The organism is Haloarchaeobius litoreus (assembly GCF_024495425.1).
Classification (GTDB): domain Archaea; phylum Halobacteriota; class Halobacteria; order Halobacteriales; family Natrialbaceae; genus Haloarchaeobius; species Haloarchaeobius litoreus.
In genome coordinates this window covers 830173-856870 of record NZ_JANHJR010000003.1, presented here as the reverse complement: position 1 = coordinate 856870, position 26698 = coordinate 830173, and the positions used below count along the sequence as shown (strand labels likewise).

Annotated in this window: 32 protein-coding genes and 1 tRNA gene; 15 read left to right on the top strand and 18 right to left on the bottom strand. The window is 62.1% G+C overall.

The annotated features are described in order from the left end of the window. Positions 1–152 precede the first annotated feature (152 nt). Positions 153–476 carry a hypothetical protein gene (locus NOW55_RS16755; RefSeq protein WP_256401253.1) on the top strand — a complete coding sequence of 108 codons (324 nt, stop codon included), beginning with the start codon at positions 153–155 and terminating at the stop codon, positions 474–476. Between the two features lie 58 nt (positions 477–534). Further along, the gene (locus NOW55_RS20960; protein WP_438266581.1) at positions 535–903 is read left to right on the top strand and encodes a DUF7344 domain-containing protein; all 369 of its coding nucleotides are present in this window, start codon (positions 535–537) and stop codon (positions 901–903) included. Here NOW55_RS20960 and NOW55_RS16750 read toward each other — a convergent pair. The 4 genes from NOW55_RS16750 to NOW55_RS16735 are packed head-to-tail and all read right to left on the bottom strand — an operon-like array spanning position 900 to position 3726. Next, on the bottom strand, positions 900–1139 hold the full coding sequence (locus NOW55_RS16750; protein WP_256401252.1) for a DUF8139 family protein: 240 nt from the start codon (positions 1137–1139) through the stop codon (positions 900–902). The genes NOW55_RS20960 and NOW55_RS16750 overlap by 4 nt on opposite strands. A gap of 2 nt (positions 1140–1141) precedes the next feature. Then, a complete protein-coding gene (locus NOW55_RS16745) occupies positions 1142–2509 on the bottom strand; it encodes a class I SAM-dependent methyltransferase (protein ID WP_256401251.1) in 1368 nt (455 codons plus the stop codon). Positions 2510–2550: 41 nt separating this feature from the next. After that, positions 2551–3399, bottom strand: a complete 849-nt coding sequence (locus NOW55_RS16740; protein WP_256401250.1) for a hypothetical protein — start codon at positions 3397–3399, stop codon at positions 2551–2553. A 57-nt stretch (positions 3400–3456) separates the two neighbouring features. Next, positions 3457–3726 (bottom strand): hypothetical protein, encoded by a 270-nt coding sequence (locus tag NOW55_RS16735; protein ID WP_256401249.1) that lies wholly within the window; start codon positions 3724–3726, stop codon positions 3457–3459. A 107-nt stretch (positions 3727–3833) separates the two neighbouring features. Between NOW55_RS16735 and NOW55_RS16730 the strand changes: the two genes are divergently transcribed. The 4 genes from NOW55_RS16730 to NOW55_RS16715 all read left to right on the top strand — a co-directional run bounded on the left by NOW55_RS16730 (position 3834) and on the right by NOW55_RS16715 (position 6188). After that, complete coding sequence (locus NOW55_RS16730; protein ID WP_256401248.1) at positions 3834–4256, top strand: hypothetical protein; 423 nt, start codon at positions 3834–3836, stop codon at positions 4254–4256. 116 nt (positions 4257–4372) lie between these two features. Continuing rightward, positions 4373–4681 carry a hypothetical protein gene (locus NOW55_RS16725; RefSeq protein WP_256401247.1) on the top strand — a complete coding sequence of 103 codons (309 nt, stop codon included), beginning with the start codon at positions 4373–4375 and terminating at the stop codon, positions 4679–4681. A gap of 294 nt (positions 4682–4975) precedes the next feature. Next, entirely contained in the window at positions 4976–5320 is a 345-nt protein-coding gene (locus NOW55_RS16720; protein WP_256401246.1) for a hypothetical protein, read from the top strand. 589 nt (positions 5321–5909) lie between these two features. Next, a complete protein-coding gene (locus NOW55_RS16715) occupies positions 5910–6188 on the top strand; it encodes a hypothetical protein (protein ID WP_256401245.1) in 279 nt (92 codons plus the stop codon). A 167-nt stretch (positions 6189–6355) separates the two neighbouring features. On the opposite strand, the gene NOW55_RS16710 is transcribed toward NOW55_RS16715, so the two are convergent. From NOW55_RS16710 to NOW55_RS16665, 10 genes are all read right to left on the bottom strand, one after another. Further along, complete coding sequence (locus NOW55_RS16710) at positions 6356–7003, bottom strand: hypothetical protein (protein WP_256401244.1); 648 nt, start codon at positions 7001–7003, stop codon at positions 6356–6358. Between the two features lie 174 nt (positions 7004–7177). Beyond that, complete coding sequence (locus tag NOW55_RS16705; RefSeq protein ID WP_256401243.1) at positions 7178–7777, bottom strand: site-specific integrase; 600 nt, start codon at positions 7775–7777, stop codon at positions 7178–7180. Further along, on the bottom strand, positions 7767–8204 hold the full coding sequence (locus tag NOW55_RS16700) for a hypothetical protein (RefSeq protein WP_256401242.1): 438 nt from the start codon (positions 8202–8204) through the stop codon (positions 7767–7769). The genes NOW55_RS16705 and NOW55_RS16700 overlap by 11 nt, the downstream gene beginning before the upstream one ends. A gap of 153 nt (positions 8205–8357) precedes the next feature. Beyond that, positions 8358–8642: a hypothetical protein gene (locus NOW55_RS16695; RefSeq protein ID WP_256401241.1), complete on the bottom strand. Its 285-nt coding sequence runs from the start codon at positions 8640–8642 to the stop codon at positions 8358–8360. Continuing rightward, positions 8639–8854 (bottom strand): hypothetical protein, encoded by a 216-nt coding sequence (locus NOW55_RS16690; RefSeq protein WP_256401240.1) that lies wholly within the window; start codon positions 8852–8854, stop codon positions 8639–8641. The genes NOW55_RS16695 and NOW55_RS16690 overlap by 4 nt, the downstream gene beginning before the upstream one ends. Next, positions 8847–9086: a hypothetical protein gene (locus tag NOW55_RS16685; RefSeq protein ID WP_256401239.1), complete on the bottom strand. Its 240-nt coding sequence runs from the start codon at positions 9084–9086 to the stop codon at positions 8847–8849. The genes NOW55_RS16690 and NOW55_RS16685 overlap by 8 nt, the downstream gene beginning before the upstream one ends. A gap of 291 nt (positions 9087–9377) precedes the next feature. After that, positions 9378–9569, bottom strand: a complete 192-nt coding sequence (locus NOW55_RS16680; protein ID WP_256401238.1) for a hypothetical protein — start codon at positions 9567–9569, stop codon at positions 9378–9380. Between the two features lie 202 nt (positions 9570–9771). Beyond that, a complete protein-coding gene (locus NOW55_RS16675) occupies positions 9772–9921 on the bottom strand; it encodes a hypothetical protein (RefSeq protein WP_256401237.1) in 150 nt (49 codons plus the stop codon). Positions 9922–10105: 184 nt separating this feature from the next. Then, on the bottom strand, positions 10106–11152 hold the full coding sequence (locus NOW55_RS16670; protein ID WP_256401236.1) for a tyrosine-type recombinase/integrase: 1047 nt from the start codon (positions 11150–11152) through the stop codon (positions 10106–10108). Beyond that, positions 11153–11734: a hypothetical protein gene (locus NOW55_RS16665; protein WP_256401235.1), complete on the bottom strand. Its 582-nt coding sequence runs from the start codon at positions 11732–11734 to the stop codon at positions 11153–11155. It abuts the gene before it with no gap. Positions 11735–11983: 249 nt separating this feature from the next. Here NOW55_RS16665 and NOW55_RS16660 point away from each other — a divergent pair, with 249 nt between their 5' ends. Continuing rightward, complete coding sequence (locus NOW55_RS16660; RefSeq protein WP_256401234.1) at positions 11984–12688, top strand: helix-turn-helix domain-containing protein; 705 nt, start codon at positions 11984–11986, stop codon at positions 12686–12688. Here the strand turns inward: NOW55_RS16660 and NOW55_RS16655 are convergent. Continuing rightward, the gene (locus tag NOW55_RS16655) at positions 12674–13903 is read right to left on the bottom strand and encodes a M20 family metallopeptidase (RefSeq protein WP_256401233.1); all 1230 of its coding nucleotides are present in this window, start codon (positions 13901–13903) and stop codon (positions 12674–12676) included. The genes NOW55_RS16660 and NOW55_RS16655 overlap by 15 nt on opposite strands. Continuing rightward, positions 13900–15195, bottom strand: coding sequence for a threonine synthase (thrC, locus tag NOW55_RS16650; protein ID WP_256401232.1), 1296 nt, complete (start codon positions 15193–15195; stop codon positions 13900–13902). Before thrC ends, NOW55_RS16655 begins: the two co-directional genes overlap by 4 nt. A 516-nt stretch (positions 15196–15711) precedes the next feature. Here thrC and NOW55_RS16645 point away from each other — a divergent pair. Further along, on the top strand, positions 15712–16866 hold the full coding sequence (locus tag NOW55_RS16645) for an A24 family peptidase C-terminal domain-containing protein (protein WP_256401231.1): 1155 nt from the start codon (positions 15712–15714) through the stop codon (positions 16864–16866). Here NOW55_RS16645 and NOW55_RS16640 read toward each other — a convergent pair. Continuing rightward, complete coding sequence (locus NOW55_RS16640; RefSeq protein ID WP_256401230.1) at positions 16863–17087, bottom strand: hypothetical protein; 225 nt, start codon at positions 17085–17087, stop codon at positions 16863–16865. The genes NOW55_RS16645 and NOW55_RS16640 overlap by 4 nt on opposite strands. A 183-nt stretch (positions 17088–17270) precedes the next feature. Here NOW55_RS16640 and NOW55_RS16635 point away from each other — a divergent pair, with 183 nt between their 5' ends. The 5 genes from NOW55_RS16635 to NOW55_RS16615 all read left to right on the top strand — a co-directional run bounded on the left by NOW55_RS16635 (position 17271) and on the right by NOW55_RS16615 (position 21968). Then, entirely contained in the window at positions 17271–18005 is a 735-nt protein-coding gene (locus NOW55_RS16635) for a DUF7504 family protein (RefSeq protein WP_256401229.1), read from the top strand. A gap of 66 nt (positions 18006–18071) precedes the next feature. After that, positions 18072–18854, top strand: coding sequence for a DUF7504 family protein (locus NOW55_RS16630; protein WP_256401228.1), 783 nt, complete (start codon positions 18072–18074; stop codon positions 18852–18854). A 148-nt stretch (positions 18855–19002) separates the two neighbouring features. Further along, on the top strand, positions 19003–20898 hold the full coding sequence (locus NOW55_RS16625; protein ID WP_368407774.1) for an SLC13 family permease: 1896 nt from the start codon (positions 19003–19005) through the stop codon (positions 20896–20898). Between the two features lie 55 nt (positions 20899–20953). After that, a tRNA-Pro gene (locus NOW55_RS16620) sits at positions 20954–21026 on the top strand. A 144-nt stretch (positions 21027–21170) separates the two neighbouring features. Further along, on the top strand, positions 21171–21968 hold the full coding sequence (locus NOW55_RS16615; RefSeq protein ID WP_256401227.1) for a group I intron-associated PD-(D/E)XK endonuclease: 798 nt from the start codon (positions 21171–21173) through the stop codon (positions 21966–21968). Here NOW55_RS16615 and NOW55_RS16610 read toward each other — a convergent pair. Further along, the gene (locus tag NOW55_RS16610) at positions 21935–22789 is read right to left on the bottom strand and encodes an alpha/beta hydrolase (RefSeq protein WP_256401226.1); all 855 of its coding nucleotides are present in this window, start codon (positions 22787–22789) and stop codon (positions 21935–21937) included. The two genes, NOW55_RS16615 and NOW55_RS16610, sit on opposite strands and share 34 nt — an antisense overlap. 84 nt (positions 22790–22873) lie before the next feature. Here NOW55_RS16610 and NOW55_RS16605 point away from each other — a divergent pair, with 84 nt between their 5' ends. Together NOW55_RS16605 and NOW55_RS16600 are read left to right on the top strand one after the other, a co-directional pair. Continuing rightward, positions 22874–26386 (top strand): LAGLIDADG family homing endonuclease, encoded by a 3513-nt coding sequence (locus tag NOW55_RS16605; RefSeq protein ID WP_256401225.1) that lies wholly within the window; start codon positions 22874–22876, stop codon positions 26384–26386. Continuing rightward, the gene (locus NOW55_RS16600) at positions 26386–26694 is read left to right on the top strand and encodes a DUF7854 family protein (protein WP_256401224.1); all 309 of its coding nucleotides are present in this window, start codon (positions 26386–26388) and stop codon (positions 26692–26694) included. The genes NOW55_RS16605 and NOW55_RS16600 overlap by 1 nt, the downstream gene beginning before the upstream one ends. Positions 26695–26698 lie beyond the last annotated feature (4 nt).

Genomic DNA, 26698 nt, shown 5'->3' with positions numbered 1-26698 from the left:
CGGGACGACTCTCGTTGGCAATCGCTCTTTGATTCAGCCTCTTCGATTCTGCCGATTCGTCGATAGCGACCGGATTTAGGCTGCCATTAGTCACTCTTTTGACTGGTTTAGGGTGGTCGTATACATACTCTCTCCCCATCGAACCCTGGGGTATGCCCTCTGAGAGTGTCGAGCTCGCGATGCTACGGGTGGTCGCCTGGTATGACCCCATCGACTCCCATCGACTCAAACGATTGGTAAGAGAGCGGGTGGGCGGAGGTTACGACTCTGACCGGCACCGGGAAGCCCTGTCGAATCTCAAGGAACTAAATATGGTAGATCGAGGCGGTCTCGGCCACGAATACGTGCATATTACTAATTTTGGATGGCAACATCTGGGCGGCGAAACCTCTCGCCACGACGAGGAGATTGAGTCGGTCGATGCGCCGGTGTGTGATGTGTGCGCGGAAGACGAACTGGTCGAAAACGCTTGGTAAGAGACCTGGTCTTCGCTTTTATACCTAGCCGTTGCGCAGACTCGGACAGAGGGAATTGATGCGTCTGCTTGACAGAATCAGAGACACCGTATCGCAACAGACCGACACCCCTGCGACTACATCGATCAATCCAGAGGACGCCTATCGAGCGCTATCTAACGAACGTAGACGGCGCGTCATCGAGTTCCTTGCCGAGTCTGACGTTGGGGACGACGTGCCGGTCGGTACGCTAGCAGACAGGTTGTCGGACGGCACTAACAGGACTGCGTGCTACGTTGCGCTCGTACAGAATCATATGTGTGTCCTGAGTACTGACGATGGTATTGGAGTCGTAGACTACGACTGCCAAGCAAAGATCGCGACTGTGCGTCCAGAACTGTTCTCGCTACATCGAGCCCACACAGCGTTCGAAAGCAAACTCGACTAACAGTCGCTACCTTCGAGAGAGGGTCGGACGTCGCGCCAGCGGAACCACATCGACTCCCCACCGTCGCTCTCGACCCGATACTCAATGCTATCGCGTTCGTCGCCGGTCTCCATCCCTGCATCGTCCTCCCGGATATCGACGACGGTACCTTCGGTACCGTGCCACCGTTCATGATCCGGGTCGCTCTCGTCCGGGATGTCGACGCGAACGCGTTCACCCTCGGCGAATCGCTGCATCGTCACAGTTCAGTGAGTTTCGCCTGGCGGGACTCACCGAACTCCTGTGGAACCGGAAGTTGCTTCAGCACAGTCGATTGCATACGCAGGAATCCGTTCGCCGCGCGCTGGCAATTCGCCTCTAACCACGCCGATGCATCCGGCCCGTTCAGATACTCCTGAAGCTCATCCAGTTCTACCGAATCTTCCGGAATCAGGTAATAGACGCTGTGTCTCGGTACAACCTCACCAGTGTCGTCGCGCCAGAAGTGTGGCGATTCAGTAATGTCCTTGCAAACGATCTTCGGCTGGAGGATGTCCTCCATTGGTGGGTTCTCGTGCCAAGCGTACCAAGCACGCTTCCCCTTCTTGTAGCATGACCGGTCTTCGAGACGCTCCCTGTGCAGGTCGGCCCAATCACCGAACGCCCCGAGTTCATCCTCGGACGTCAGACTCCCGTGTTCATCGTATGCACTGATGAAGACTTGGCCACTGTCGGGCCCGTCGTTGATCCGGAGTTGCTTCCCGGAGGTCGTCGGGTACGTCCATTCCTCCAACTGGGGTGGTACTTCGTCTTCATCGACCACGAACACGCTGTCTGCGCCGGTCGCCACACCACAGCTGATGCGTTCGCACACGTCGCCGAGGGTGACACCGGAGTCAATGTCAGGAGCACCGCCTCGGACTGTTGCCGCCCAGCTGGAACCGTCTGAAGGCAGGGAGACGGTGCGTTCGTCACCTTCGCGAGTGATGATGCGGGTATCCGTCGGTTCGGTGTTGTTGACGGTAGTGATGACGGGGAAAGTGACCAGATCGCCGAACGAGTCTTCGTCGACGTGCTCGATTTCCTCGATGTCGTACGTCGAAAGAATCCGCCGGAGCGGTGCAGTTGTGCTAGTGTATTCGAACTTCTCCGGCGTGATGAAAGACAGCCTCCCACCATCGGCTAGAAGTTTGAGTGCCTGTTCGTAGAACAGGACGAACAGATCGAAGCGTCCCTCTGCGGTGTCAAACCTGGCTTTATAATCTTCTTTCTCCTCCTCGCTGAGTCCTTCAATCGGGACGTATGGTGGATTGGCGATGATATAGTCGAACTCGCTGAAGTCCTCCAGAATCGAGTCGTCAAGGAAGTCACGTTCCAGCAGTTCGACGTTCTTGTTGGCGTGGTTCTCGCGGGCTTTGGTAAGATGCTTTGGGTCAAGTTCGACACCGACGCCGTCCGGTACAGGCAGGTCGTTCGCGTCGCAGTAACGGTGGACGGCAGCAACGAACGGGCCAGTCCCACAGCCTGGGTAGAGAAGTGTATCGCCCTCTGTGGGTTCGTGGCCGTCGAATAACTTCGCAACCATGTGGTCGGCGAGGTCGTCCGGTGTGGGGACGTGCCCTTTCATTCGTTCAGCAATACCCCAGCGACACTACTTAAAGGTATTTATCACTCGAGTTCCGACAACGACTGTTGGGCGTTCTCCGGAACATCCCACTCCTCTAACTGCTCAATGAACTCGTCACGCTCATCATGGAAGAACACCGCATCTATCTCTGACGCCCCGTCCTTATTGATCTCGCTCCTCACCGTCTCTCGACCGTGGCCTTCGAGATACTGACGTCCAAGGTTCGCCACCACAACGAAGTGGATATTGTCAAAATTCGTATGGGCTTCGTGCGCTTCAGTTCGGAACTCCTTGAATCGTTTCTGCTTGTCCTTCTGCTGAATTACTCGAATCTCGCCAATCACGTGAAACGGCTCCGAATCAGGGATGACGATGTCGGGCTCGCCCGGCAAGCTGTTGCCCTTCCACGCCTCGTACCCTTCCTCGTTCAGGAACTCCAGGAACTCGTCCTCATACCGCATTCGGTAGAACCGGCGCTGGTCGCCCTCCCAGGCTTTGTAGAACGCAAACAACGCCGCTTCCAGAGACAGCGACTCCGGCATCAACTCCGCTAACGCTTCGGCGAACGTCTGTGCGTCTTCGACATCTTTCAGAGAGGATTTCCGGTCGCGAAATCGGGAACCGAGGCCGCGCACGCCGTACTGTCGTTCGAACTCGCGGTCGGGCAGTCCGGCGATTTTCTGAAACAGGGCAATCATCGCCGCGTGGTCAGCGTCGATTGCGTTCAGGAAGTCTTCAGGTGTGGCCTCGCCGAATTGAATGCGCTCTTCGGGATGATCTTCGATAGTGAAGTGGTTTCGCAATTCCTGCTCTGCGGTTCGGGCCATCTCGTCGATGTCTTCGTACATGTCCGGCAGTTCTTCTTCTGACGGGCGGGGCCAATCGTCCATAGTGCGCCTGTGACAGTGCAGACACACTAATGGTATGGTTTTCGAGCTTATCTGACGCTAATCCTTTACGTCCTCGTGCACGGCCTCTAGTTCTCTCTGGATGTCGTCGAGGACGTCCATCACAGCTGCGTGTTGCGTCCCGATACAAAGTTGTTCTCGCAGCTGGTCGGCCAATTCTGGTTCTTCCTCATCTAGAATTTCTAAATCCTGTTCTAAGCGCTCGATGCGTTTTCGGACGTGAGATCTGATGACTGGTCGACGGTCGTTTGTGGGGTCGTGTTGGAGGATTTCTCGGTCGCGTTCGGTTAGTATTCCGCGGTCTTTCATACAGGATGTTTGTGCGTGCATGCATTTAGTAGTTTTGTCCATGAATTAATTGGATTACGCTATAGACCAAACCCTTTTATTTACACATGTCTTTAGAACTAATTGCAATGACAGACAAGAAGTACCAAGACGAAATCGACACCATCGAAGCGAAAATCGAATCCCTCCGCAACCACTCTCTCTCCGACGAAAAAGCCGAAGAACTCTCTCGCGACATCCCACAGAAAGACCCGCGAGACATCCATGAACGGCACATCGTCGCCGTCAGCTACGAAGGCAACGGCGAGATCGACGTTGGCGGCGTCACCAAACTGGCCGGCAACGAAAACATCCGCTGGAAAGACAAGGTCTACGGCACTTTCGGTGCAGCCCCGGAAACTCCTGACGGCATCCGGGAGAGCTATCGAGAAGCGAAAGCACGCTGGATTCACTATCTGTCCGACGAGCGTAATCGGTACCTGAACGCCCGTCGCATGGACGTCCCAGTATGGGACGCACCGGCCACCGAACCGCCAGAGGGTGATTGCTAATGTCGCGAAATTACGATTCCTCAGTCCCTCTCTGCGATTCCTGGAGCGTCATCTACGATCGCGACTCAGAGCGTATTTACGAACACTCAGAGCACTGTGCGAGAATACAACTACAAATGGAAGGTGACAACGTGGCCCGCGTTCAGCTCCTCCGACAAACACCGAACGATGGCTGGACAGTCGATGTTGACCTCGGCGCGGGCGACAGGCCGTCCCACTCAGACAGCCATCAGAACGAGATTGTGCTGGACGCCGAACGTGCCTTCGGCATCCACAAAGACGATTTCCGCCTTCGAGACGCCCACGGCGACGAAGATGGGCCGGACGTGACTGAAACCGACCACGTCACCGTTATCGACAACACAGACGACCACCCGACTCTCGAGGAATCGCTTGAAGGCACAGACATCCTCGTTTCGGACTAACCGGTCGGTTCTACGACTCTCTCTTGCCCTCCTGGCGGCGTGTCGTCGGTTCGAATCCGGCGTAGGGCACTTCGACGAAGCGTGTCCCCGCTTCGTCACCCCTCCACATATGAGCCGAACACTCAACGAAACAACGGAGAAGAACGTGAAACGCCTCCGGCGCAAACTCTTCTGCGCCGCGTGCAACACCGACCGAGACACCGTCGGTGAACAAATCGACATCGGGAACAACCGCTGGATATGCAGCGATTGCGACCAAACCCGGCTCGCCGACTTCCTTAAAGGTGACCGTCGATGACCCGGGTGCCTGTCGAATCCTACGACACCCTCGATTCCACATCAGAAATCTCTGGGAAGGGCGCTGCTGTCATTGCTGAACTGATGAACAAAGGCATCGACACTGTTGTCTACATCCCCGGTTGGATGGCTGACGACAACGACCTGAAACCGGTTGCAGGTGGTAAGACGCTGTATGTCGCTACCGTCGAAGACTACTCCGCAAAAGCCTGGAAGGTCAGTCAGTCTGATGGAACGTCCGAGTTCGTGGCCAAGTCACAGGCGGTGGTTTTCGACCGCAGATCGTTCGAGATCGAGACCCCACAGCAGCGGCTCGGCGAATTCGCCGGTGAATCCCGATGAGCACAGCTGTCCCTCGGGACGTCCGTCTGGAATCGCAGCGTGCAGACCCTGAAACCCTGTTTAATCACGGTCAGCGACGGGCTATCAAAGAGGCGGTGAACTACTGCCGGGTAGTCGGTGCCGGGATAGCTGACTACGATCGTCTCCTCAATAGAATCGGACGAGATCTCGTGCTGACGAAGCGAGATCGGAGGATGCTCCAATCGATTCTCAACGAATATGGCAAGGAGCGTCTTGATCCTCAAGAACGCCGCATCAATTCCTGGGCGAAGTCCGAGCTGTGGGACGCGCACCGCCCCTAATGCCTACTATTTTGACAGCCCGGATTGAATTTCTGAGTATGCCTGACCACGAATGTGCCGTCTGCGGCGACCCAGCGACCCGCCACGAGCCCGAGACGGACGAATGGCTTTGCGACGATTGCTCCAAAGAACGGTTCCGCGAACGGCACGGCTAATGCCTTGATAGCGCATCATAGGGGTTTCGTGGATGGATTTTCAGTCTTATATTCGGTGAATCGTCTCCTGGGTAAGCCTACAGGGCTCAATACTCCAGTAGACTTAATGTAGAACCTAATATGATGGATAATATGGACTCTGAACTGCTTGACGACGAAAAATATGAAGAGCTTCTCCGATCCCGAGACAAAGAACTAACTAGCAGCCAGATACATGACCTGCGGAAGATCGACAGGGTGGAAGTTATGTTGAATCTCTATGAGGACGAATTGTCGCAAGACATCCGGAATGAGACTTTCAAAATCCTGAGACGAAGACAAATGGAGATTCTAACAAATGAAGAGAAAGGGACATCGGAACAGCTTTCGGATTTGTTACCTGATTCTGTGCAAATAGCATTAGGGCTCTGAGTTCCCACTATTGGTTCTGCTTCTATTCTATATTTTTTCAGTACCAGAAATGGGAATACATGTGTATCAAGTACTCTACGGCACTATGGCCGGCGGAGCACTGACGTTCTCTCTCGGTGGTAGTAGAGAGGCAGTTTCTTGATGTCGAATCGGGGGTGTACTGGGGATTAGTCGTCTCTGCGGATGCGTCTCCAGATCACGGGCAAGAATAACAGCACTATCGCAGTACCGATTGAAGGAACATCCCCCTCAGCGATGTTCCTCGTGATCAATTCCCCTTCCACGAACCCGCCAGTCACCAGAATCTGAATCCCGACTGCGAACACGAACAGCACTATCGAAACGTTGGTATTCACACTGGTGTAGGCCTTCGCTCGGTAATCTGCCGGCATCCCGTCCTCGTCGGTCGCACCTTCCAACTCTGCGGCCATCATCGACGGTGAACGAAGTGATGAAACGAATCCGTTGATTGTGACTAGCGCGAGGAAGATGACGCTGTATATTCCTGGATTCAGGGGGTGCAAGAGGTCGTAGCTGCCAAGCAGGAAGGCTGCCCAGACGAACATCTTGAACTTCGGGACATCTGTGTATGCTTGGAAGAGCGCTATCTCGGCGAGAATCTTAGATCTCGTGTCAGTGTCGTAGTGATCTGTGTCGACTACGCCCTCGAGAAGTGGGAGGATGTACTTGATGCCGATTTGGGTCGACCTGGAGACGTCGCACTGGTCGTACAGTTCTTCCCGGAGTGCTTGCTCTTCTGACTCCGGTTCTGTGTCGGAATCTGTCGGTGTCTCCAGTGTCTCCTCGTTCTGCACGCTGATGTTTCTGTACTATCAGGTAATAATTCTAGCCGGTTCTCTCGGAGTCCAGCCTCACTCATCTTTTTGGCTTCGAAGTTTGGGAGAGAGATACGCTTCAGAAGGGAGAGCGTGCCCTGCGCGGCCCGTCAATCGGCACAGACAACCTGCGCTGGTAACTCAGCAGGAGTGCTATCGCAGTCCGGCTTCGTCCATCATCTGCACGGCGAGGTGGTCTGGTTCTTTTCCGAGGTAATTTTCTCGGAACGTGTCGCCGTCAGTCCAGCCGCCCCACTGCATAATCACTTCCAACGAATACGGTGCAGAGAGGCTATAGTACGTGGATGTAGCCCACGTTCTGCGGCAGTCGTGGGCCGAGACGTGTAGCCAGTCGTCGTTCCCCGTTCTCTGTGCTAAATCTTCGGCTGCGTTCGCTACCCAGCGTTGTACGGTGCGTGCGGAGACATCGACGAGTGGGTCTTCCTTGGTGGCGCTCTGCGCGTTCTTCAGCGTCTGCGCAAGGGTGTGGGTCTCGTTGCTCACTGGACACTCTCGCCACCCAGTTTTGCCTTCTCTGACACGCAGCTTGTATGCTTCTTCATCAGCGTCGAGGCGCCGGAAGTCTCGGGTGGCGACTCTCGGTACTTCTTCTGACCGGAGGCCGTCAAGCATCAACTCGACGGCCAGACGCTTCTTCGGCTCCGTGTTATAATAGCTGGTGAGTTGGTCTTGTTCAGTCGGGGAGAGCCAGCAGCGGTAGCCGTCGTCTTCGTCGAACGGCTCAATTTGCATCCTTCGTCACCCCCTCTGGGTCTACCTTTTGCAGTATTCCTTCGAAGAACAGAGCGAGGACAAGGCAGACCGTTAGACAGCCCCACAATGCGCCTCGAAGAATTGTCAAACCGGCACGTGACGCCTTCTGAGCCAGTAGCGTGAAAGACTTTTCACCGACACCAGTAGGCTTTGTACGTGCGAAGTCGTCGAGGTTGGCATTAGGGTAATCGTCGGGGTCAGGGCGGTGAATGTTGATCCAGGTGTGGCCACAACGTTCGCAGCGGTTCCCGGTCGCTTCCTCGGTCGTCCGTGCAACTGACGTGTGCCCCAGGTCGGTGCGGTAGATTCCATACACGTCCTGTTTCGTGTTGCAGGACGGGCAGTAGTCTACGGGGTGGTCTTCTCGGTACGTTTCGTCGGCGTCTGTTGGAGGGCTTTCAGTCATGTCGTATCTACTCTATATCTAGTATCTTCCGACACTTAACACTTCTCGCCAGAATAAAACGCCCTGAAAAGAACCCTCAAAGCACGATCGACCGCCACTCACCCCCGGCTAGCTCACCCCGCACGTCGTAGAAGCAGGGTAATGCGACACCACTCACTCGTCGGTGCGCGGCTCCCTATCGTGCATTTTGTCGTGTTCCTTGTTCCACTCCCGCATTTCGATGCCTGCGAGGAGGGTTGCGATCCCGATCCCGGTCAAAAACATGACCGTCGGTGCGATATGGTAGGTTTCTGCAATTCCTATCGCTATTAGGAATCCTACTGCCGAACAGAAAACTCCGTCCTTGAGCCCGGTTGCATAATTTCGCTTGAAACCCTCCACCACGTCATGCAGTGCCGAATTAAACTCCTCCTCTATATGTTTAATATCGTCACTCATCTCGCACCACCCTTGCCGAGCTTTCTGTCGAGCAACTGCTGTTCCTTTCGCCAGACAAACGAGCCAATACTTCCGGTAGCAATCGCCGATGCGAGTGGGTTCAACCAAGCAATCGCATCAGCCAACAAGATCCCTATGAGGCAGAACGAACCGATGAACATTGCCTGCATCAGGATATCTCTGCCCTTTTCGTACATCGTTACCTCACTCATCGGCTCTCACCTCTGGAACAGGCCTGCCATCGAAGATGAACATCGGCAACCACTGCGTGATTGGCAGCCCTCGAAGTCGCCAGTACGCGGCGTTGATAAACACCAAAGCAGAACAAGCGGTGATTACAGCACCTTCCACCGGTAAGCCTGCTGCGAGGTGCCCTGCGAGACTGACGACGGTCACCAGACTAGTGCTGATGGCCATTTCGCTCCAGGTGACATCATCACTCATCGCTCGAACCCTCCGTCGAGTGCATATTCGCCACCTTATCGATCAGACGTGGACGCGATACATGCTCCATCTCGGCACCACAATCGAAGCAGTGTGACCTATCGAAGTCGGGGTTATATTCGGTGGCGCAATCAGGGCACCGTTTCTTGTCTCGGTTCTTGAACAGCACGTATAGCCCGACTGAGACGACAACCACGCCGAGCAGGAACCCACCGAACGCACCAATAGACGGGCTAGATTCGGCTGCGTGAGTGGTCGTCTCTGTTGTATGCAAGACGATGTCGGCACCCATCATCGGGAATCACCTTCACGTTCTTCGACTCGCTGGAGTGTTCGGAGTACAATTTCGCGCCGCCAGTCTTCAAGCATTACTGGGAGTTCGACGCGTAGCTCGTCGGTTTCTCCGTTGTCGAGTTTTGTTTCGATGTCTTCAATCAGGCGCACTGTAGGGTCGCCTTCGGGCGTTTCAATTGTTTCTTCCATACGATAATAGTTAGTATTTTGTTAGGTAAAAGGGTCACGCCCGTTAGTAGTCGATTCTCTCGATTTAGGTGGGTAGCGACGCTGTTGTGTCGGGCTAGCCGGCTAGCCAAACCCCACTGGGACACCCCTTTATCGAAATGAAGACCCCATCTTCGAAATGAAATCGCCGGGACACCCCTTTATCGAAATGAAACCGCGACCGTCAGTCGCCGTCGTCGCCGTCGTCGGCGGTGGCAGCGTCGCCGTCCAAAACCGCCAAAAACTCATCCGAGAGCGCTTCCTCTCGGGTCGCTCGTTCGTACTCTGGATCTGCCTCCCAACCGTCGTTCACCGCGGTTGCAAACTCGGACATCAAACCCCACGTCTCGCCCCACCCACATACCTTTTTTCACTAGAAAATGAATTGTGAAAAGTCACAGTCACCAGTCACAAACACATGTGACCGTGACTTGTGATTCGGTCGAGTCACAAACACAGAACACAGTCACAGAGAGTCGAAAGTCGGCTCCTGACGCGACAACCCCTGGGGTTCGACGTTACTTAGGCACGAATTCGTGTGCCTCGTCCACCCCGGCCCGAGGGTCATATTCAATGTACGTTTGCTCGGTCACCTCCACGCTCTGGTGCCCAAGGTACCGACTGACTTCGTACAGCGACATCGGCGTCTCATGCACCAAGTGAGAACCGAGTCCGTGCCTGATGTTATGGCTGGAAATCAGCCAGCGGTTCGGCTCCGGTTCGCTCCCATCCTCGGGTTCTACGGCATTGGCGTCCGCGTACGTTTGCCTGTTGATTCCAGCGTTGTCAGCGGCTCTAATCACTATCTCGTTAATCGCCTCCGCGCTCAGAGGCGCTCCTCGTTCCCCCACGAACAGGTGGTCATGGTCGCGCCCACCGAGATAGTCGTCTCGAAGCCCACCGATCCACTGGCGTAGTAGGCCATCGAGATTCGGTTGCCAGGCAACAATCCTGTCCTTCCCGTTCTTCGTCACACTACTCGGGAGATGGATTTCTCTCTCATCCTCGTCCATCATCTCCAACGTCACAGCTTCAGCCTCCCCGCGCCGCATCCCAGTATGCCAAAGAAGTCGGATTAGCAGCTGGTCACGAACGCGATTTCGACCGACGTTCTCCTCCATGGCTCGAACGTCTTCTGCATCCACCGCGTAGTCCTCGTCGTCCCCCAGCTGCTTCGATTGCTCCGTCGATTTCGACATGCCCCACAAACTCTTCTTATCACCATTCCAGCGTTCCAACGGATTCCGGTCAATTTTCTCGAGGGCTACGAAGTGGTCGTACATCGCGTAAATTCTATCCCAACGATATCGCGGCGTAGTACCGTTATACTGGTCTGTTAGCTCTTCGCCAATCTCCAACGCTTGCTCCGACGTGACATCGTACGCTGAGTCGATGTTGTGCTCGTCGAGCCAGTGGTCGAACCAGCGTACGTCCTGCTTGTACCGTTTCGTTGAAGCGGTCGCTCGCTGATCCTCGTCGTTGTCGTCAGTGCCGGATTCCAGGGTTTTCGCGTACGCTTTAATTTCCGGACGGCACTCCTCAATGTCCTTGAATCCACGCGGCATCTATTCTGCCTCCGAAATCCGGAAGTACCGACGTTCTCCGAGATCGTCGTCGTGAACCCACTTTACGTCAGGATACCAACTCGCAGCACGTGACAGTGCCCGACGTGTCTTATTGGCATCAGCATCGACATAGTCCGACCATGCCCCAACCGTCGATATATCTCGTGCATAGTCGATACCGTCGACGTCACCGTGCGTCGCTTCCCGCAACACATCGTTCCCCGGTTTGAATCCATCCCCCGAATCCATCACCGGTAATTGAACCGCAATGTCGTCAGCCAACGTATCGATATCCTCCTCATCAGGCTGGACTGCGGTATCGACGCGTGCCACTTCCTGTTCGATTCGCTCGAGTCGCTCCGTCACGTCACCGATGGCAATTTCAACCGCGTTCGTCACTTCCTCAGCGTCAATGCTAGCGCCCTCACCACCGCGCATGCGTCCCTCGACTTTTTCGTTCGCACTCGCTCGTAGTAATTGACTCAGCGATGGATACTCGCCGGTCTCCTCCAGATACTCCTCAAACTTCTCCTTCTTCCGTGGAGTCATCCGCACCATGATTCGCTCCGTCCTATTCGGCATGCTCAGGGCGTCTCAGTGCAGAACCAAAAGTGTGTATAACTGTTTGAACGCCTCTTAGCAGGGAGAACCGCGTCATCTGAGGACCCACCGACGTTCGACGGTCGCGTCTCGTTTTCGAGCGTCGCACCCGGCCGTTTCTCTCTCTCCGACTGGTCGAACCACGGTCTGCCTCCGTCTGGACCGAGCTCGGCCGTTCGAACGACCGAGCGGTAGCTATACGGGTTGTGCCGCGTACCCCACAGCAGAGCAATGAGCGCCGACCCCGACCCGCTCCGGGTGACGCTGTCGGTCTGGCATCCCGACTGCTGGACCATCGAGACGACCGAACGGACCGACGTGGGCGTCCTCGGACGCGTCGTCGCGACGACGACCGGGGACCGGACCACCTCGCTCGTCACGCTCTACGCCGACCGGCGGCGGGCGCTCGACGACGGCGAGGAGACGATACGGTCGTTCCCGCAGGTCCACGCCGTGACCCCGGTCCCGGCCACGACGCTCGGGTCGGCGGCACGGACGGCGAAGCCCGGGAACGCGACCCGCGACCTGCTCATCGACCACGACGCGAGCGCCCAGATCAGCGGCGCGTTCCTCTCCCGGGAGTTCGTCACCGCACGGCCGGTCGACACGCACGACGGCCGCGAACGCTGGACGCTCCTGACGACCCGGAGCCGCGAGGATGTACACGACGTACTGGCGCGCATCGAGGCCGAACGGGACGCCGACATCTCCGTCGAGGGGCTCACACGCACCAGCGACGCGGCGGGCGAGGCCCCGTTCTCGCTCACGTCGCTCTCCGCCCGCCAGCGGGAGGTGTTCGAACTGGCCCGTGCGAGGGGCTACTACGAGTGGCCGAAGCAGGTCACCGGCACCGAACTCGCCGACGAGCTCGGCATCGCGACGGCGACACTCCACGAGCACCTCCACAAGGCCGAGGCGAAGCTACTCGGGAGCTGAGCCGTCGGCGTCAACGTGGCCGTCGGTCAGGAGCTCCCTGGCCGCCCGTTCGAGCACCGCCAGCCCCGTCTCGGCCTCGGCGAGGTCGATGTACTCGTCGACGCTGTGGGCCTGGTCGAGGCTCCCGGGTCCCCAGGTGATGGCCGGCACGTCGAACCGCTCGACGAACTCGCGCACGTCGGTCGAGGCGCGGATGCCCCACGGTTCCGTCGGGGCGTCGGTGAGCGCGTCTGTGTGCTCCCGGACGACCTCGGCCAGCTCGTGGTCGACGGGAATCTCGGCGGCGGCGTACGTCTCGTGGCGCTCCCACGTCGCCGGGACGCCGTGGTCGCGTTCGAGGGCCGCGACGAGTTCGTCGACCTCCGCGTCGACGTCCTCGATGCGCTCCCCTGGCAGGATGCGGCGGTCCAGCGTCACGAACGCCCGCTCGGGTAGCACCGCCTTGTTCGAGTCCGCGCCGGCGACGACCTGCGTGACGGTGCCGTACGCGCGGCCGCAGAGCGGGTCCGTCCGCTCGCGGAGCTCGGCGTCGTAGTCGGCCAGCGCGGCCAGCACCGCCGGGAGGTGTCCGTTCGGGTTCACCCCGTTGTCGGGGCGGCTCGCGTGGGCGGGCTCGCCCGGCCAGGAGAGCTCGTACCACGCCATCCCCTTCTCGCTCGTCGCGACGCGCAGCTCGGTCGGTTCGAGGACGACCCCGTAGTCGCCGGTGAAGCCCGCGTCGAGGAGCGCCCGCGTGCCGGGTTCGGCCGTCTCCTCGCCCATCGCGGCGTGGACGACGACCGAGCCGTCGAGCGCTCCGTCCTCGATGTCCGGCCGCAGCCGGAGTGCCGCGAGCATGGCGACGGCGACGCCGGTCTTCATGTCGACGCTCCCGCGGCCGTAGAGCCGGCCGTCCTCGACGGTGCCCTCGTAGGGCGGGTACGTCCACTCGTCGTGGTCGCCGGCGGGGACGACGTCGAGGTGGCCGTTCAGCACGAGCGTCGGGCCGCCGCCGTCGCCGCTCCCCCCGACGCGGGCACCGACCTGCGGCCGGTCGGGGTCGGGCTCCTCGACGAGCGTCGCCTCGATGTCGTGGCGGTCGAACCAGTCGTGGACGTACTCCGCGCAGGCGCGCTCGTTCCCGGGTGGGTTCTCCGACTCGATGCTGACCAGCACGGCCGCGAGCCCGGCGAGGTCGGTCGGGTACTGGTCGGGGCCGTCCTCGAAGGGACTCATGCGCCCCGCCCCGTCACCGAGGAGCCCTCGGCGTCACCCTCGCCACCTGCACCGTCCGCGTCGCCAGCGCCGTAGAGGGCGGCCACGTCGTCCAGCGACGGCGCGACCTCGGTCACGTCGCCGACCGCCTGCTTCGCGCCCGCGGTGTCCTTCAGCCCGAAGCCGGTGACGACGGCGACGACCGACTCGCCGGGTTCGATGATGCCCTGCTCGCGCGCCTTCTGGATGCCGGCGACGGGGGCCGCGCCCGACGGCTCGGCGTAGATGCCCTCGGTCCGGCCGAGCAGCGTCTCGGCGTCGAGGATGGCCTCGTCGGTGACGGTGAGCGCGGTCCCGCCGCTCTCCTCCAGCGCTCGGCAAGCCTTCACCGTGTTCCGGGGTCGCCCGACCGCGACGGCGTCGGCGAGCGTGTCGGCGACGGTCTCGTAGTCCTCCGCACCGTGGAAGGCGTCGTGGATGGCGCTCGCGCCCTCGGGCTGGACGCCGAGCATCTTCGGGGTGTCGTCGACGTAGCCCAGCTCGGCGAACTCGCGGAGCCCCTTCCAGCAGCCCGCGATGGTGCAGCCGTCGCCCATCGAGAACACGACCCAGTCCGGACTCGACTCCCGGGTCTGCTCGGCGAGCTCGTGACCGACGGTGCGCTTGCCCTCGATCTGGAACGGGTTGATGGCGGCGTTCCGGTTGTACCAGCCGTAGGCGTCGGTCACCTCCAGGCTCAGGTCGTACGCCTCGTCGTAGCTGCCGTCGACCGCGAGCACGTCCGCGCCGTACACCCGTGGCTGGACGAGCTTCCCCTCGGGCGCGGCGGCCGGGACGAAGATGCGGCAGTCCAGGCCGGCACGCGCCGCGTAGCCCGCGAGCGAGGCCGCGGCGTTGCCCGTCGACGCGCAGGTGACGACGTCCTGGCCGGCGAACCGGGCCTTCGTCGCGGCGATGCTCGTCGCGCGGTCCTTGAAACAGCCGGTCGGGTTCAGCCCGTCGTTCTTCACCCTGAGGTCGACGCCGAGCTCGTCGCCGAGCCGTGGCGCGTCGAGCAGGTCGGTGCCGCCCTCGTCGAGCGTCACCGGCTCGGCGTCCGTGTCGACCGGGAGGAACGCCCGGTACTTCCACTGGCTCGGGATGTCGCCGTCGAGGTCGGCGTCGAACCGGTCGTCGACGACGTCGTAGTCGTAGACGACCTCGAGGATACCCGCCACTCCCTCGTGGTTCGGGCAGGTGTAGACGACCTGTTCGGGGTCGTACGTCGCGCCGCAGAGCGTGCATTCGAGCGTCTCCACGTGGTCGAGTGTCATGCTTCGACGGTGGACGTGCTGGGTCAAGGTGGTACCCCCGGCTATTGTCGGGGGTGCGAAGCTACGGACCTCGAAAGTTCACCATATCTGTAAACCTCCGGCGACGACGAGAGCCACTCAGCCGGGTGGCGCGCGGCTGGCGAGACCGCGACCGAAGGGAGCGTGTCGAGCCATCCGCGCGAGGGACGAGAAGCGCAGGGAGCTTGCGACCGAGCATCGCAGGAGGCTGGGGAGGTGTGAGGTGCGGTGCGGTGGGTGGGACTGAAAGGGGCGAGTCGCTGGAGGAAGGCGGCCGACGCAAGGACCGCAGGAACGAGGACCGGTCACGAGACGCTCGCGTCTCGTGAGCACACCAGAAATCTTCGATTTCTGGGGACGCAGCGAGGCCCCCGACACCAGCGACTCGGGGCTTTCTGGCTGTTCGTAGCCCCTCTATCGTCTACCAAGACGCGTTGGTTACCCCGCGCCGCTTTCCTCACCGGAACCTCTAATTGCCTCGGCGCGGGGGAGGGAGTTGTGGTAGACGTTGGCCCCATCTCCGGGACGCTGCCCGACCTGTTGCGACTGGCGACCGTCCCCGTCTTCGGCGTGCTGGCGTACCGGGACATCCAGACGCGACGCATCGACAGCATCACCTGGGTCCCGCTGACGCTGCTCGGCGTGCTCCTGCTCGGTGTCGAGTGGCAGCGCGCGGCCGCAGCGGGTGGGACCGACCTCCGCGTGTTCGTGCTCACGACCGCCATCAGCGTCGGCTTCGTCGTCTCGATGGCGTACGTGTTCCACTTCCTCGGCGCGTTCGGCGGCGCGGACGCCCGGGCGCTGATGACCATCGCGGTGTTGTACCCGAGCTATCCGGGCTACGTCGGCGGCGAGGTGCTGTCGGTCGCGGGCGTCACGCTGCCGGTGTCGGAGCCGGCACCGGTCGCGGTGCTCTCGTTCACCATCCTGACCAACGCGGTCGCCTGGGGCATCGCGTACCCGCTGTTGCTGGCGGGCCGCAACGGGGCGATGGGCCACGTCTCGAAGCGGATGTTCGTCGGCATTCCGGTACGCTGGGACGCTGTCCCGGAGACCCACGGGAAACTGCTCGACTCGGGGAGCAAGGGCATCGGTGAGCGGTTGCGGGCACTCGCCTACCCGCGGGGTGCGGGGCTGGACCTCGACGCCGTGCGGATGTACCTGCGCTGGCGGGGTGCGACGCTCGTCGAACTCCGGGACGACCCCGGGCGGTTCCGGGACCCCGACTCGCTCCCCGCGGAGCCGAACGACCCGACCGACGGAGCGGTCGACCTCGACGTGGCGACCGACGGCGGGGAGCCGGTGGACGATGCGGAATCCACGGACGAGACGGGGCCGGTTGACGACGTGAAGCTGGAGGACGATACGCTGGACACGCCCGCGAGCGACGAGCCCGAAGCCGTCGCCGACACCGAGGACGGGTCCGGCGACGACCCCTGGGGCGCGGCGGCGTTCCTCGACGACATCGAGGGCGACGCCTACGGCACGTCGCCGGCACGCCTCCGGGAGGGCCTGGACCGGCTGACGACCGAAGAACGGCTGTGGGTCACGCCGGGCATCCCGTTCCTCGTGCCGGTGTTCCTCGGGCTGGTCGCCGCGTTCGTCTACGGGGACCTGCTCGTCGGGCTGCTCCGGGCGCTCGGGCTCATCTAAGCGGCGAACGCGTCGTAGAGGGGGTAGCAGACGTTCCAGAGGACGGTGACGGCGACGCCGACGACGACGACGGCGAGCCACAGCGGCCGCGTGCCGTCGGTGTAGCCGAGCGCGAGCAGCGCCATCGTGCCGAAGAAGAGCCCGACGCAGGCGAGGAGACTGCCGAGAGAGAGCGAGACGAGCACGGGGGCCGCCCTGAACTGGTCGGCGAGACTGGCCATGTGCGGTGGTCCGTCGCCGCCGATATAACCGTGTCGCCGTGGTCCGTCGCCGCCGCAACCGCCCCGGCAAATCGCAGGGGGCCACAACGTTCATCACCAACCTTTCAATCGGCCGAAACTACCTTTAGGTGACGAGCCGATTCACGGACAACGACCGGGGGTGGGGTCCCCAGCCGATCTACCATGACTGACCGAGACACCATCGAGGACACTGGAAACGTCCTCGTGACCACCGAATCGACGACTCACGACCACTGCAGCGACCTGCTGGAGACCGGCGACCCGAACACGCGGGCAGAACTGACCATCTCCCTGCCGGAGGCACAGGCCGAACAGACCGGCTTCGGGAGCGCGTCGAACACGCAGCCGGCACGCAAGGGGCTCATCTCTGTCGGCGACGTGCTTCGGTCGGCAGCGGAGGGCGGGCCGGACTTCGGCGCACCGGTCGTGATGGACGCCGTCGCCGAGCCCGACGACCTCCAGGGCATCGGCACCGCCGTCAGCCGCTACTGCCAGCGCTGGGACGAGGAGGACTACGACATCGTCGTCTGCTTCGACTCGCTGACCGAGCTGCTCGACCACGCCAGCCCGGAGGTGGTCTTCCAGTTCTGCCACGTTCTCACCAGCCGTCTCGACTCCGTCGACGCCCTCGCGCACTTCCACCTCGACCCGCACGCACACACCGACGAGACCGTCGCCACCTTCCAGTCCATCTTCGACGAGACCGTCGGCGAGACGACCGAGGCCGACGCCATCGAGGCGTTCGCGGAGGCGACCGACGACGACATCGCGGCGCTCACCGAGAGCTGGAGCGCCGAGGCGAACTACTCCATCGTCGGCGACGACGACTACGCCCGCCCGGACGAGGTCACCGAGGCCTCCGACGACGATATCGCGGACTCGCTGCCCGTCGAGTAACCCGAAGTGATTTACGTGGTGGTCAAGTAACATGTTAGCAATCCCGGGGGGTCGGGGTGGATACATATGAGTGAACACGGCACAGACGGCGGCGCGAGAACAGTCCTACTACTCGACGAGATGGCCGAGGACGAGGTCGGCGAGCACTGCGACGGTCTGATGGGGGGACCGGCCGCGGACCAGCGCGCCGAACTCGTCGTCTCCTTTCCCGAGGACGTGACCGACAGACTCGACTTCAGCTCGCTCTCCGGCGGGCGTCAGCCGACGAAACGCGGTATCGTCACCGTCGGCGAGACGATGCAGGCCGCCGGCGCGGGCACGCCGGACTTCGACGAGCCCATCGTCGAACAGACGGTCGCCGACCCGACCGACCTCCAGCGACTCGGCGAGGTCGTCAGCCAGTTCTGTGGCGTCTGGGACGACGCCGGCTACGACATCGTCGTCTGTTTCGACTCGCTGACAGAACTGCTCGAAGCGAACGACCCCGAGGTGGTCTTCCAGTTCTGCCACGTGCTCTCGGGTCGACTCGAATCGGTCGGCGCGGTCGCGCACTTCCACCTCGACCCGAACGCACACAGCCAGCAGCTCCAGCTCACCTTCGAGCAGATACTCGACGAGACGCTGGTCGAGGAGATCGACGTGGAACACCTCGTCCCCGGCGGGAGCAGCCGGGCCAGCGACGCCGACGTCGCCCGCGAGACCGAGACCGTCGAGCTCGACGACCCGAACGAGGTATCGGCCGCGAACGAGGTGTCGGCCGCGAACGAGTCGGCCACGGAGTCGTCCGTACCTGCCGGTCGGTCCGGCGAGGCCTCCGACGACGACATCGCCGACGCGCTGCCGGACTGAGGCCGTTCGAGCCCGGCGATTCTCACGACACGGACCGAGCAGGAGCTCGCTGGCTGCTGGCGTCGCCAACGTCCTCGACGGAGCCGCTGAACACGACAGACGACCGGAGTCCGTAGCCTTTTCTTCCGGGCCACCGTCTTGCGACGCTGTGGCCGCGCTCACACCCGAGATACTGCTCGTCTTCGCGCTCGTCACCGTCGTGCTCGTCCTGTTCGCGACGGAGCCGGTGCCCGTCGACATCACCGCACTCGGCCTGATGGTCGGGCTCATGGTTCTCGGGCCGCTCTCCCAGCAGCTCGCGGCGGCCGGACTCATCGGCGGGCCGGTGGAACTCCTGCCGGACAACCCGGCCGACGGCCTCGCGGGCTTCGCGTCGACGGCGACCCTCACCGTGCTGGCAATGTTCATCCTCTCCGACGGCGTCCAGCGCACGGGTATCGTCCAGATCCTCGGGCGCAAGCTCGCCGCGCTTACCGGCGACTCGGAGACACGCCAGCTCGGGGCGACGATGGGCGTCGTCGCCCCGCTCTCGGGCTTCATCAACAACACCGCGGCCGTCGCCATCCTGCTGCCGATGGTCACCGACATCGCCCACAAGGGCAACACGTCGCCGTCGAAGCTGCTCATCCCGCTCTCCTACGCCTCGATGTTCGGCGGGACGCTCACGCTCATCGGCACGTCGACGAACATCCTCGCCAGCGAGATCGCCGCCGACGTGGCCAACAACGTGGCGGACCCCGGCCCGGCCGTCGTCGCGCTACAGGACGGTTTCTCGATGTTCGAGTTCACTCTGCTCGGGGTCGTCGTCACCATCGTCGGCTTCGCGTACTTCTTCGTCGTCGGGCGCTACCTCCTGCCGTCCCGCATCGAGCCCGAGGACGACCTCGCCGCCGAGTTCCGCCTCTCCGAGTACCTCACCGAGGTCGTCGTCCGCGAGGACTCCCCGCTCGTCGGCCAGACCGTCCGCGACGCGCTCGTCGAGACCGAGTTCGACGTCGACCTCGTCCAGCTCATCCGCAACGACGAGGTGTTCCTCGAACCGCTCGGCCCGAAGACCATCCAGGCCGGCGACCTGTTCACGGTGCGGACCGACCGCGAGACGCTCGTCGAGCTCCTCGACGTCGAGGGGATGGACGTCGTCCCCGAGTTCGAGGCCACCGAGGACGAACTCGAACGCGCCGACCCCGCCGCCGAGAACCTCGTCGAGATCGTCGTCGCGCCCGGCTCGCACGTCGTCGGCGAATCCATCGCCTCCGTGAACTTCCGCCAGCGCTACGACGCCACCGTGCTCGCGCTCCGGCGCGGCGGCGAGCTCATCCGGAAGCGCATGGACCACATCGTCCTTCGGGTCGGCGACACGCTGCTCGTCCAGGGCACCGCCGACAGCATCCAGCGCCTCGACGACAACCGCGACTTCATCGTCGCCCAGGAGATCGAGCGCCACGACTACCGCGAGGAGAAGATCCCCGTCGCCATCGGCGTCATCCTCGCCGTCGTCGGGCTCGCCGCCGTCGACCTCCTCCCCATCGTCGTCTCGGCCCTCGCGGGAGCCGTCGCCATGGTGCTCACCGGCTGTCTCAAGCCCGGGGAGGTGTACGACGCCGTCCAGTGGGACGTCATCTTCCTGCTGGCCGGCGTCATCCCGCTGGGCACCGCCATGCAGCACACCGGCGCGGCGCTGTACCTCGCCGACCTGCTCGTCCGGACCGAGGCCTACCTGCCCGCAATCGCGGTGCTGGGGCTGTTCTACGTGCTCACCGCGACGCTGACGAACGTCGTCTCCAACAACGCCAGCGTCGTGCTCATGATCCCGGTCGCGTTCGACACCGCCGCACAGCTCGGCGCGTCGCCGTACGCGTTCGTCCTCGCGGTCACGTTCGCCGCCTCGACCGCGTTCATGACCCCCGTCGGCTACCAGACCAACCTGTTCGTCTACGGCCCCGGCGGCTACAAGTTCACGGACTACACCGTCGTCGGGACGCCGCTGCAGCTGATATTCGCGGTCGTGACGACGCTGGGTATCGCCGGTATCTGGGGCGTGTGAGTCGACTGGGAGGGAACGAAACGTTTTACCCGTGATGGAACTGATTTATATGCGCGGGCCGGTGGGGTAGCTTGGTAACCTTCAGCGTTTGGGACGCTGTACCCCCGGTTCAAATCCGGGCCGGCCCATACTATTCGGAGCCGAAGGCGGAACACTTCTCGGACGTGGTGAACCAGATTCAGCCAGCGACCGCGTTTCGCGACGACGCGGGTGTGAGGACACCAACGACGGAGCGGCCAAGGTCTAAACCGTATCGGGAGCCAGAGGTGGCGATGGAGTCACATCGGAAGGGCGACCTGACGGAAGCGATAGTGTTGACCGAGCTCCGACGACGGGAGATCGCAGTCTCTCATCCGTTCGGCGACAACGAGCGATACGACCTCGTCGCAGAATGCGGAGGCGGTGCTCTCGTCAGGGTTCAGGTTAAGACGGGCTGGATTGCGGACGGTCGCATACAGTTCAGTACCCAGTCAACCCACACGAACTCGCAGGGGAACGTCCGGAAGAGCTACGACGGTGACGTCGACGTGTTCGTCGTCTACTGCTACGAGACGGAGACAATGTATCTCGTCGGTGAGCAGGAGTTCGACAAGAGCATCTCGCTACGGGTCGAGGAACCGGAGGTTCACCACCGGAGTATCAACTGGGCTGCCGACTTCGAGTTCGACGAGCGGTGGCCACTCGACGTGGCCGCAAAAGAATACACGCACGGGACGACCGACCCGACTACTGTCGCTTGTCTGGACGCACTCGAAGCAGCCGGTGTGTCTGTTTGGCGCCAGATTCGTGGCCGGAGCGAGCGCAACGTCGTCGTCGAGATAGACGGGACGCTGTACCGTGTCAGAGTCGAAACTGGGTTCGTATGGGACGGACGAATAAAGGTCAATCCCGACGAGACGGAGACGGACTGCTATCTCGTCTACTGCGACGACCTGGATACCGTCTACGCCGTCGACGCTGACGAGGTAGCGGACTCGTTCTCCCTCAGGGTGAGCGAACCCGAGCGAGTACGGTCGGACACCAAACTCGCGGAGAACTACGAGATAGCGACGAACTGGCCACCGGTCTGATTCGCACACGCCACAGCCTCGCCTTCGGCACAGAGCCAGTCGACCACCGCAGCAACCACACGCTCGTGCGCGGACGCCGTCGAGATGGTCGCCTCGTCGTCGCCCTCCTGTGCACCGTAGTTCCCGAACTGGGCGTGGTTCATGCCCTCGACCGAGACGAACGTCGCGTCCGGGGGGAGGAGCCGGCGGTTCGACTCGAAACGCTCCCGGTTCAGCACGCCGTCGCGCGTGCCCGTGATGGCCATGGTCGCCAGCCCAGAATCGCTGACGTTCACGTCGCAGTACGACGCCGCGAGCACCAGCCCGTCGATGCGTCCCGAGTTCCCGTTCGCGTAGCGGCAGGCCATGGCACCGCCCAGCGAGTGCCCGCCGACGTACCACGAATCGACGCCGTCCTCGCGTGCGATGGGCGCGCTGGCGGCGTCGCTGTCCAGCACGGCGAGGTTCAGCGGGACGCCCGGGACGACGACGGTGACGCCGCGTTCGGCCAGCGGCGCGAGCGTGTGGACGTACGCGCCGGGTTCGACGCGGCCGCCGGGGTAGAACACGAGGCCGACGCGCTCGCCGGCCGGCGGCTGGTCGTCGGGCCGGACGACGTAGCCGCCGTAGCCCGACTCGACGGTCACGTCGTACGCGGACTCGACCGCCGATGGCGACTCGGTCGGGCCGTACGCGAGGGAGTCGAAGTACACCCACGCGCCCGCGCCAGCGAGCAGGACGAGGAGGACGACCACCGCGACGGCGTACGGTGCGAGCCGACGGGCCCAGTCCCGGTATCGTTCGTCGTCGGCCGGCGTGAGCCTGCGCAGGCGGTCGCGCATACCGACACCTCCGGGGGCTGGCGAGTAACACTTTCGCCTCGCTTTGCCAAGCTACTTACCCGATGGTGGCCTTAGTCCGTGCCGATGGACGCAGGGGACAACGCCGAACTCGTCGACGCCTTTCTGGAGTTCTACAGGAACTACTATCGCGACGAGATCGGGAGGCTCGCACAGGAGTACCCCAGCGAACGCAAGTCGCTGTACGTCGACTGGGACGACCTGTTCACGTTCGACCGAGACCTGGCCGACGACTACCGGAACCAGCCCGAACAGCTCCAGGAGTACGCCGAGGAGGCGCTGCGCCTGTACGACCTGCCCGTCGACGTCAGCCTCGGGCAGGCACACGTCCGCATCGAGCCCCTGCCCGACGCGACCGAGATCCGCGCGATCCGCTCCCGGCACGTCAACACGCTCGTCACCGTCCGGGGCATCGTCCGCAAGGCGACCGACGTCAAGTCGAAGATGCAGGTCGCCGCGTTCGAGTGCCAGCGCTGTGGCACCCTCACCCGCATCCCGCAGTCCACTGGCACCTTCCAGGAACCCCACGAGTGCCAGGGCTGCGAGCGACAGGGTCCCTTCGTGCTGAACCACGACCAGAGCGAGTTCGTCGACGCCCAGAAGATACGCGTACAGGAGTCGCCCGAGGGCCTGCGCGGCGGCGAGACGCCGCAGGCGATAGACATCCACATCGAGGACGACATCACCGGCGAAGTGACGCCGGGTGACCACGTCGCCGCCACCGGCATCCTCCGGCTCGAACAGCAGGGCAACCAGCAGGAGAAGTCGCCCCTGTTCGACCACTATCTGGAGGGCGTCTCGGTGCGCATCGACGAGGAACAGTTCGAGGACATGGAGATCTCCGAGGAGGACAAAGCGGAGATAATCGAGCTCTCGAACGAGCCCGACATCTACGAGCAGATGGTCGGCTCCATCGCGCCCTCCATCTTCGGCTACGACCAGGAGAAGCTCGCGATGATCCTCCAGCTGTTCTCCGGCGTCACCAAGTTCCTCCCCGACGAGTCCCGGATTCGGGGCGACCTGCACATGCTGCTGATCGGGGACCCTGGGACGGGTAAGTGCGTAAGAGGAGACACCAGAGTCACGCTGGGCGACGGCACGGAAGTGGAGATTCGCGAACTCGTCGAGTCGAATCTTGGCGACCCGAAGGAGATCGACGACGGCTGGTGGGACGAGGTCAGTATCGGGGTTCCCTCCCTGCAACCCGACGGGAAGATAGGGACGGAGCAGGCGACGAAGGTTTGGAAGCGCGAAGCCCCTGAGACGATGTACCGGATTCGGACGGATACCGGGAAGGAAATCGAGGTGACACCGTCGCACCCGCTGTTCGTTCCCGCTGGCGCAGGGTTCCGTGCGGTCGAGTCACGGGAGCTGAGCGAGGGTGATTTCGTCGGGGCTCCGTCCAGTCTCGACCACGACTACGACGACACGCTCGCTGTCGACTACCGCCGAGCAATCTCACACAACGCGATTCCGCTCGACCTTCCCGAGGAGTGGACGCCGTCGCTGGCCCGATTGGTCGGTTACATCGTCGCCGAGGGATACGTCGAGCAGCGTTCGGACAACACCGGGTTCGTCAGCATCACGAACGACGACCGCGAGATTCTAGAAGACAGCATCGACGCGCTGGAGGCACTCGGACTGAACTGGACCGAGCGGGGAGCACACGAGGGGAAATCTGCACGCGAAATCATGTGCTCCGCCGGTGAGTTCGTTAGCTTCCTCGAATCCCTTGAACCGGCGATGCTCGGACGGTCGGCCGAGCAGCGCGTCCCCGAACCGATATTCCGTAGCTCGCTGGAGATTCAGCGTGCGTTCCTGAAGGCGTACATCGACGGGGAATGCCACATCTCCACATCGCAGCGCGAAATCTCGGTTGCCTCGATGAGCCGCGAGTTGCTCGACGGTGTTCGAAGTCTGCTGCTCTCGTTCGGTATCACGGCACAACTCCGGGAGAAGGCTGGCGGGAGCTACAGACTCAGAATCAGCGGTGATGCCTTCGCGAGCTACGTCGAGCGGATTGGATTCGTGACCGGGCGGAAAGCAGCGTCGGCAGCAAAACACGAGGGAGTGAACTCCAACACCAACACGGATGTTGTCCCTGCTGTAGGCGACTCGCTGCGTCGGATTCGTGAGTCTCTCGGGCTGACGCAGTCCGACTGTGGTCTCCCCCGGTCGACGTACCAGCACTACGAACGGGGTGACCGTAACCCGAGTCGGGAGAGACTCGATGCGGTCGTGCAGACGTTCGAGGACAGTCTTCCAGGGACCGAGTATCAAGACGCATCTGAGGTCGTCGCTGATGGTGGGTCGATACCACACGAAGTTGCAGCCCTCCGACGACTCTGCGATAGTGACCTACAGTGGGAACGCATCGAATCCATCGAACCCGTCACGCCCGACTACGACTGGGTGTACGACCTCGAAGTCGCGGGAACCCACAACTACCTCTCGAACAATCTGGTCTCGCACAACTCCCAGATGCTCAGCTACATCCGTCACATAGCACCACGCTCCGTCTACACCTCCGGGAAGGGCAGCTCCAGCGCAGGGCTCACTGCAGCTGCGGTCCGCGACGACTTCGGCGACGGCCAGCAGTGGACGCTCGAAGCGGGGGCGCTCGTCCTGGCCGACCAGGGCATCGCGGCGGTCGACGAGCTCGACAAGATGGCCGCGGACGACCGCAGTGCCATGCACCAGGCGCTGGAACAGCAGGAGATCTCGGTGTCGAAGGCGGGCATCAACGCGACGCTGAAGTCGCGCTGTTCGCTGCTGGGGGCGGCGAACCCGAAGTACGGCCGGTTCGACCAGTACGAGCCGATCAGCGAGCAGATCGACCTGGAGCCGGCGCTCATCTCGCGGTTCGACCTCATCTTCACGGTGACGGACAAGCCGGACGAGGAGCACGACCGCGACCTCGCACAGCACATCCTGAAGACGAACTACGCGGGGGAGTTGAACACGCAGAAGGCGGAGCTGACGAACGTCGGCGTCGACCAGGCGGAGATCGACGAGATGACCGAGAATGTGGACCCGGTCATCGACCCGGAGCTGATGCGGAAGTACATCGCGTACTCGAAGCAGAACTGCTTCCCCCGGATGACCCAGGATGCGCGGGACGCCATCGAGCAGTTCTACGTGGACCTGCGCTCGAAGGGGATGGAGGAGGACGCACCGGTGCCGGTGACGGCACGCCAGCTGGAGGCGCTGGTGCGGCTGGCGGAGGCGTCGGCGCGGGTCCGTCTCTCCGATACGGTCGAGGAGTCCGACGCTGACCGGTCGATCACCATCGTCCGCGACTGCCTGAAGGACATCGGCGTGGACCCGGAGACGGGCGAGTTCGACGCGGACGTGGTCGAGACGGGGACGTCGAAGACCCAGCGCGACCGCATCAAGAACCTCAAGCAGCTCATCGGCGACATCGAGGAGGACTACGACGAGGGCGCGCCGGTCGACGTGGTGCTCGACCGGGCCGACGAGATCGGGATGGACCCCTCGAAGGCGGAACACGAGATCGAGAAGCTCAAACAGAAGGGCGAGGTGTACGAGCCCCGCACCGACCACCTCCGGACGACCTGATGGACCGAATCTCCGCGCTACGGAACGTCGAGGACGCCCTGGCGTCGTTCGAGGACGGCGACTGCGACCTGACCGACCTCGAACGGCGCGTCCAGACCATCCTGCGGACGTACGTCAGCGAGTTCGACGTGGGCGAGTCGCTGGCGGTGTACCGGGTCACGCCGACGGACGGGGGTGGGGACCCCCCAGCCGACGGCACCAGCGGACTCGTTCTCGTCGCCGCGGGGCCGAACGAGGCCCGGGCGCAGGCTCGCGAACTCGCTGCCGACCTCCCGGAGTCGCTGTCGGTCGAGCGTGTCTCGGACTGACCGG

What these genes read in the sequence shown, in the direction of transcription:
- NOW55_RS16755 (WP_256401253.1), top strand. Translation starts at nt 153, where the DNA reads ATGCCCTCTGAGAGTGTCGAGCTCGCGATGCTACGGGTGGTCGCCTGG.
- NOW55_RS20960 (WP_438266581.1), top strand. Translation starts at nt 535, where the DNA reads ATGCGTCTGCTTGACAGAATCAGAGACACCGTATCGCAACAGACCGAC.
- NOW55_RS16750 (WP_256401252.1), bottom strand. Translation starts at nt 1,139, where the DNA reads ATGCAGCGATTCGCCGAGGGTGAACGCGTTCGCGTCGACATCCCGGAC.
- NOW55_RS16745 (WP_256401251.1), bottom strand. Translation starts at nt 2,509, where the DNA reads ATGAAAGGGCACGTCCCCACACCGGACGACCTCGCCGACCACATGGTT.
- NOW55_RS16740 (WP_256401250.1), bottom strand. Translation starts at nt 3,399, where the DNA reads ATGGACGATTGGCCCCGCCCGTCAGAAGAAGAACTGCCGGACATGTAC.
- NOW55_RS16735 (WP_256401249.1), bottom strand. Translation starts at nt 3,726, where the DNA reads ATGAAAGACCGCGGAATACTAACCGAACGCGACCGAGAAATCCTCCAA.
- NOW55_RS16730 (WP_256401248.1), top strand. Translation starts at nt 3,834, where the DNA reads ATGACAGACAAGAAGTACCAAGACGAAATCGACACCATCGAAGCGAAA.
- NOW55_RS16725 (WP_256401247.1), top strand. Translation starts at nt 4,373, where the DNA reads ATGGAAGGTGACAACGTGGCCCGCGTTCAGCTCCTCCGACAAACACCG.
- NOW55_RS16720 (WP_256401246.1), top strand. Translation starts at nt 4,976, where the DNA reads ATGACCCGGGTGCCTGTCGAATCCTACGACACCCTCGATTCCACATCA.
- NOW55_RS16715 (WP_256401245.1), top strand. Translation starts at nt 5,910, where the DNA reads ATGGACTCTGAACTGCTTGACGACGAAAAATATGAAGAGCTTCTCCGA.
- NOW55_RS16705 (WP_256401243.1), bottom strand. Translation starts at nt 7,777, where the DNA reads ATGCAAATTGAGCCGTTCGACGAAGACGACGGCTACCGCTGCTGGCTC.
- NOW55_RS16700 (WP_256401242.1), bottom strand. Translation starts at nt 8,204, where the DNA reads ATGACTGAAAGCCCTCCAACAGACGCCGACGAAACGTACCGAGAAGAC.
- NOW55_RS16695 (WP_256401241.1), bottom strand. Translation starts at nt 8,642, where the DNA reads ATGAGTGACGATATTAAACATATAGAGGAGGAGTTTAATTCGGCACTG.
- NOW55_RS16690 (WP_256401240.1), bottom strand. Translation starts at nt 8,854, where the DNA reads ATGAGTGAGGTAACGATGTACGAAAAGGGCAGAGATATCCTGATGCAG.
- NOW55_RS16685 (WP_256401239.1), bottom strand. Translation starts at nt 9,086, where the DNA reads ATGAGTGATGATGTCACCTGGAGCGAAATGGCCATCAGCACTAGTCTG.
- NOW55_RS16680 (WP_256401238.1), bottom strand. Translation starts at nt 9,569, where the DNA reads ATGGAAGAAACAATTGAAACGCCCGAAGGCGACCCTACAGTGCGCCTG.
- NOW55_RS16675 (WP_256401237.1), bottom strand. Translation starts at nt 9,921, where the DNA reads ATGTCCGAGTTTGCAACCGCGGTGAACGACGGTTGGGAGGCAGATCCA.
- NOW55_RS16670 (WP_256401236.1), bottom strand. Translation starts at nt 11,152, where the DNA reads ATGCCGCGTGGATTCAAGGACATTGAGGAGTGCCGTCCGGAAATTAAA.
- NOW55_RS16665 (WP_256401235.1), bottom strand. Translation starts at nt 11,734, where the DNA reads ATGCCGAATAGGACGGAGCGAATCATGGTGCGGATGACTCCACGGAAG.
- NOW55_RS16660 (WP_256401234.1), top strand. Translation starts at nt 11,984, where the DNA reads ATGAGCGCCGACCCCGACCCGCTCCGGGTGACGCTGTCGGTCTGGCAT.
- NOW55_RS16655 (WP_256401233.1), bottom strand. Translation starts at nt 13,903, where the DNA reads ATGAGTCCCTTCGAGGACGGCCCCGACCAGTACCCGACCGACCTCGCC.
- thrC (WP_256401232.1), bottom strand. Translation starts at nt 15,195, where the DNA reads ATGACACTCGACCACGTGGAGACGCTCGAATGCACGCTCTGCGGCGCG.
- NOW55_RS16640 (WP_256401230.1), bottom strand. Translation starts at nt 17,087, where the DNA reads ATGGCCAGTCTCGCCGACCAGTTCAGGGCGGCCCCCGTGCTCGTCTCG.
- NOW55_RS16635 (WP_256401229.1), top strand. Translation starts at nt 17,271, where the DNA reads ATGACTGACCGAGACACCATCGAGGACACTGGAAACGTCCTCGTGACC.
- NOW55_RS16630 (WP_256401228.1), top strand. Translation starts at nt 18,072, where the DNA reads ATGAGTGAACACGGCACAGACGGCGGCGCGAGAACAGTCCTACTACTC.
- NOW55_RS16615 (WP_256401227.1), top strand. Translation starts at nt 21,171, where the DNA reads ATGGAGTCACATCGGAAGGGCGACCTGACGGAAGCGATAGTGTTGACC.
- NOW55_RS16610 (WP_256401226.1), bottom strand. Translation starts at nt 22,789, where the DNA reads ATGCGCGACCGCCTGCGCAGGCTCACGCCGGCCGACGACGAACGATAC.
- NOW55_RS16605 (WP_256401225.1), top strand. Translation starts at nt 22,874, where the DNA reads ATGGACGCAGGGGACAACGCCGAACTCGTCGACGCCTTTCTGGAGTTC.
- NOW55_RS16600 (WP_256401224.1), top strand. Translation starts at nt 26,386, where the DNA reads ATGGACCGAATCTCCGCGCTACGGAACGTCGAGGACGCCCTGGCGTCG.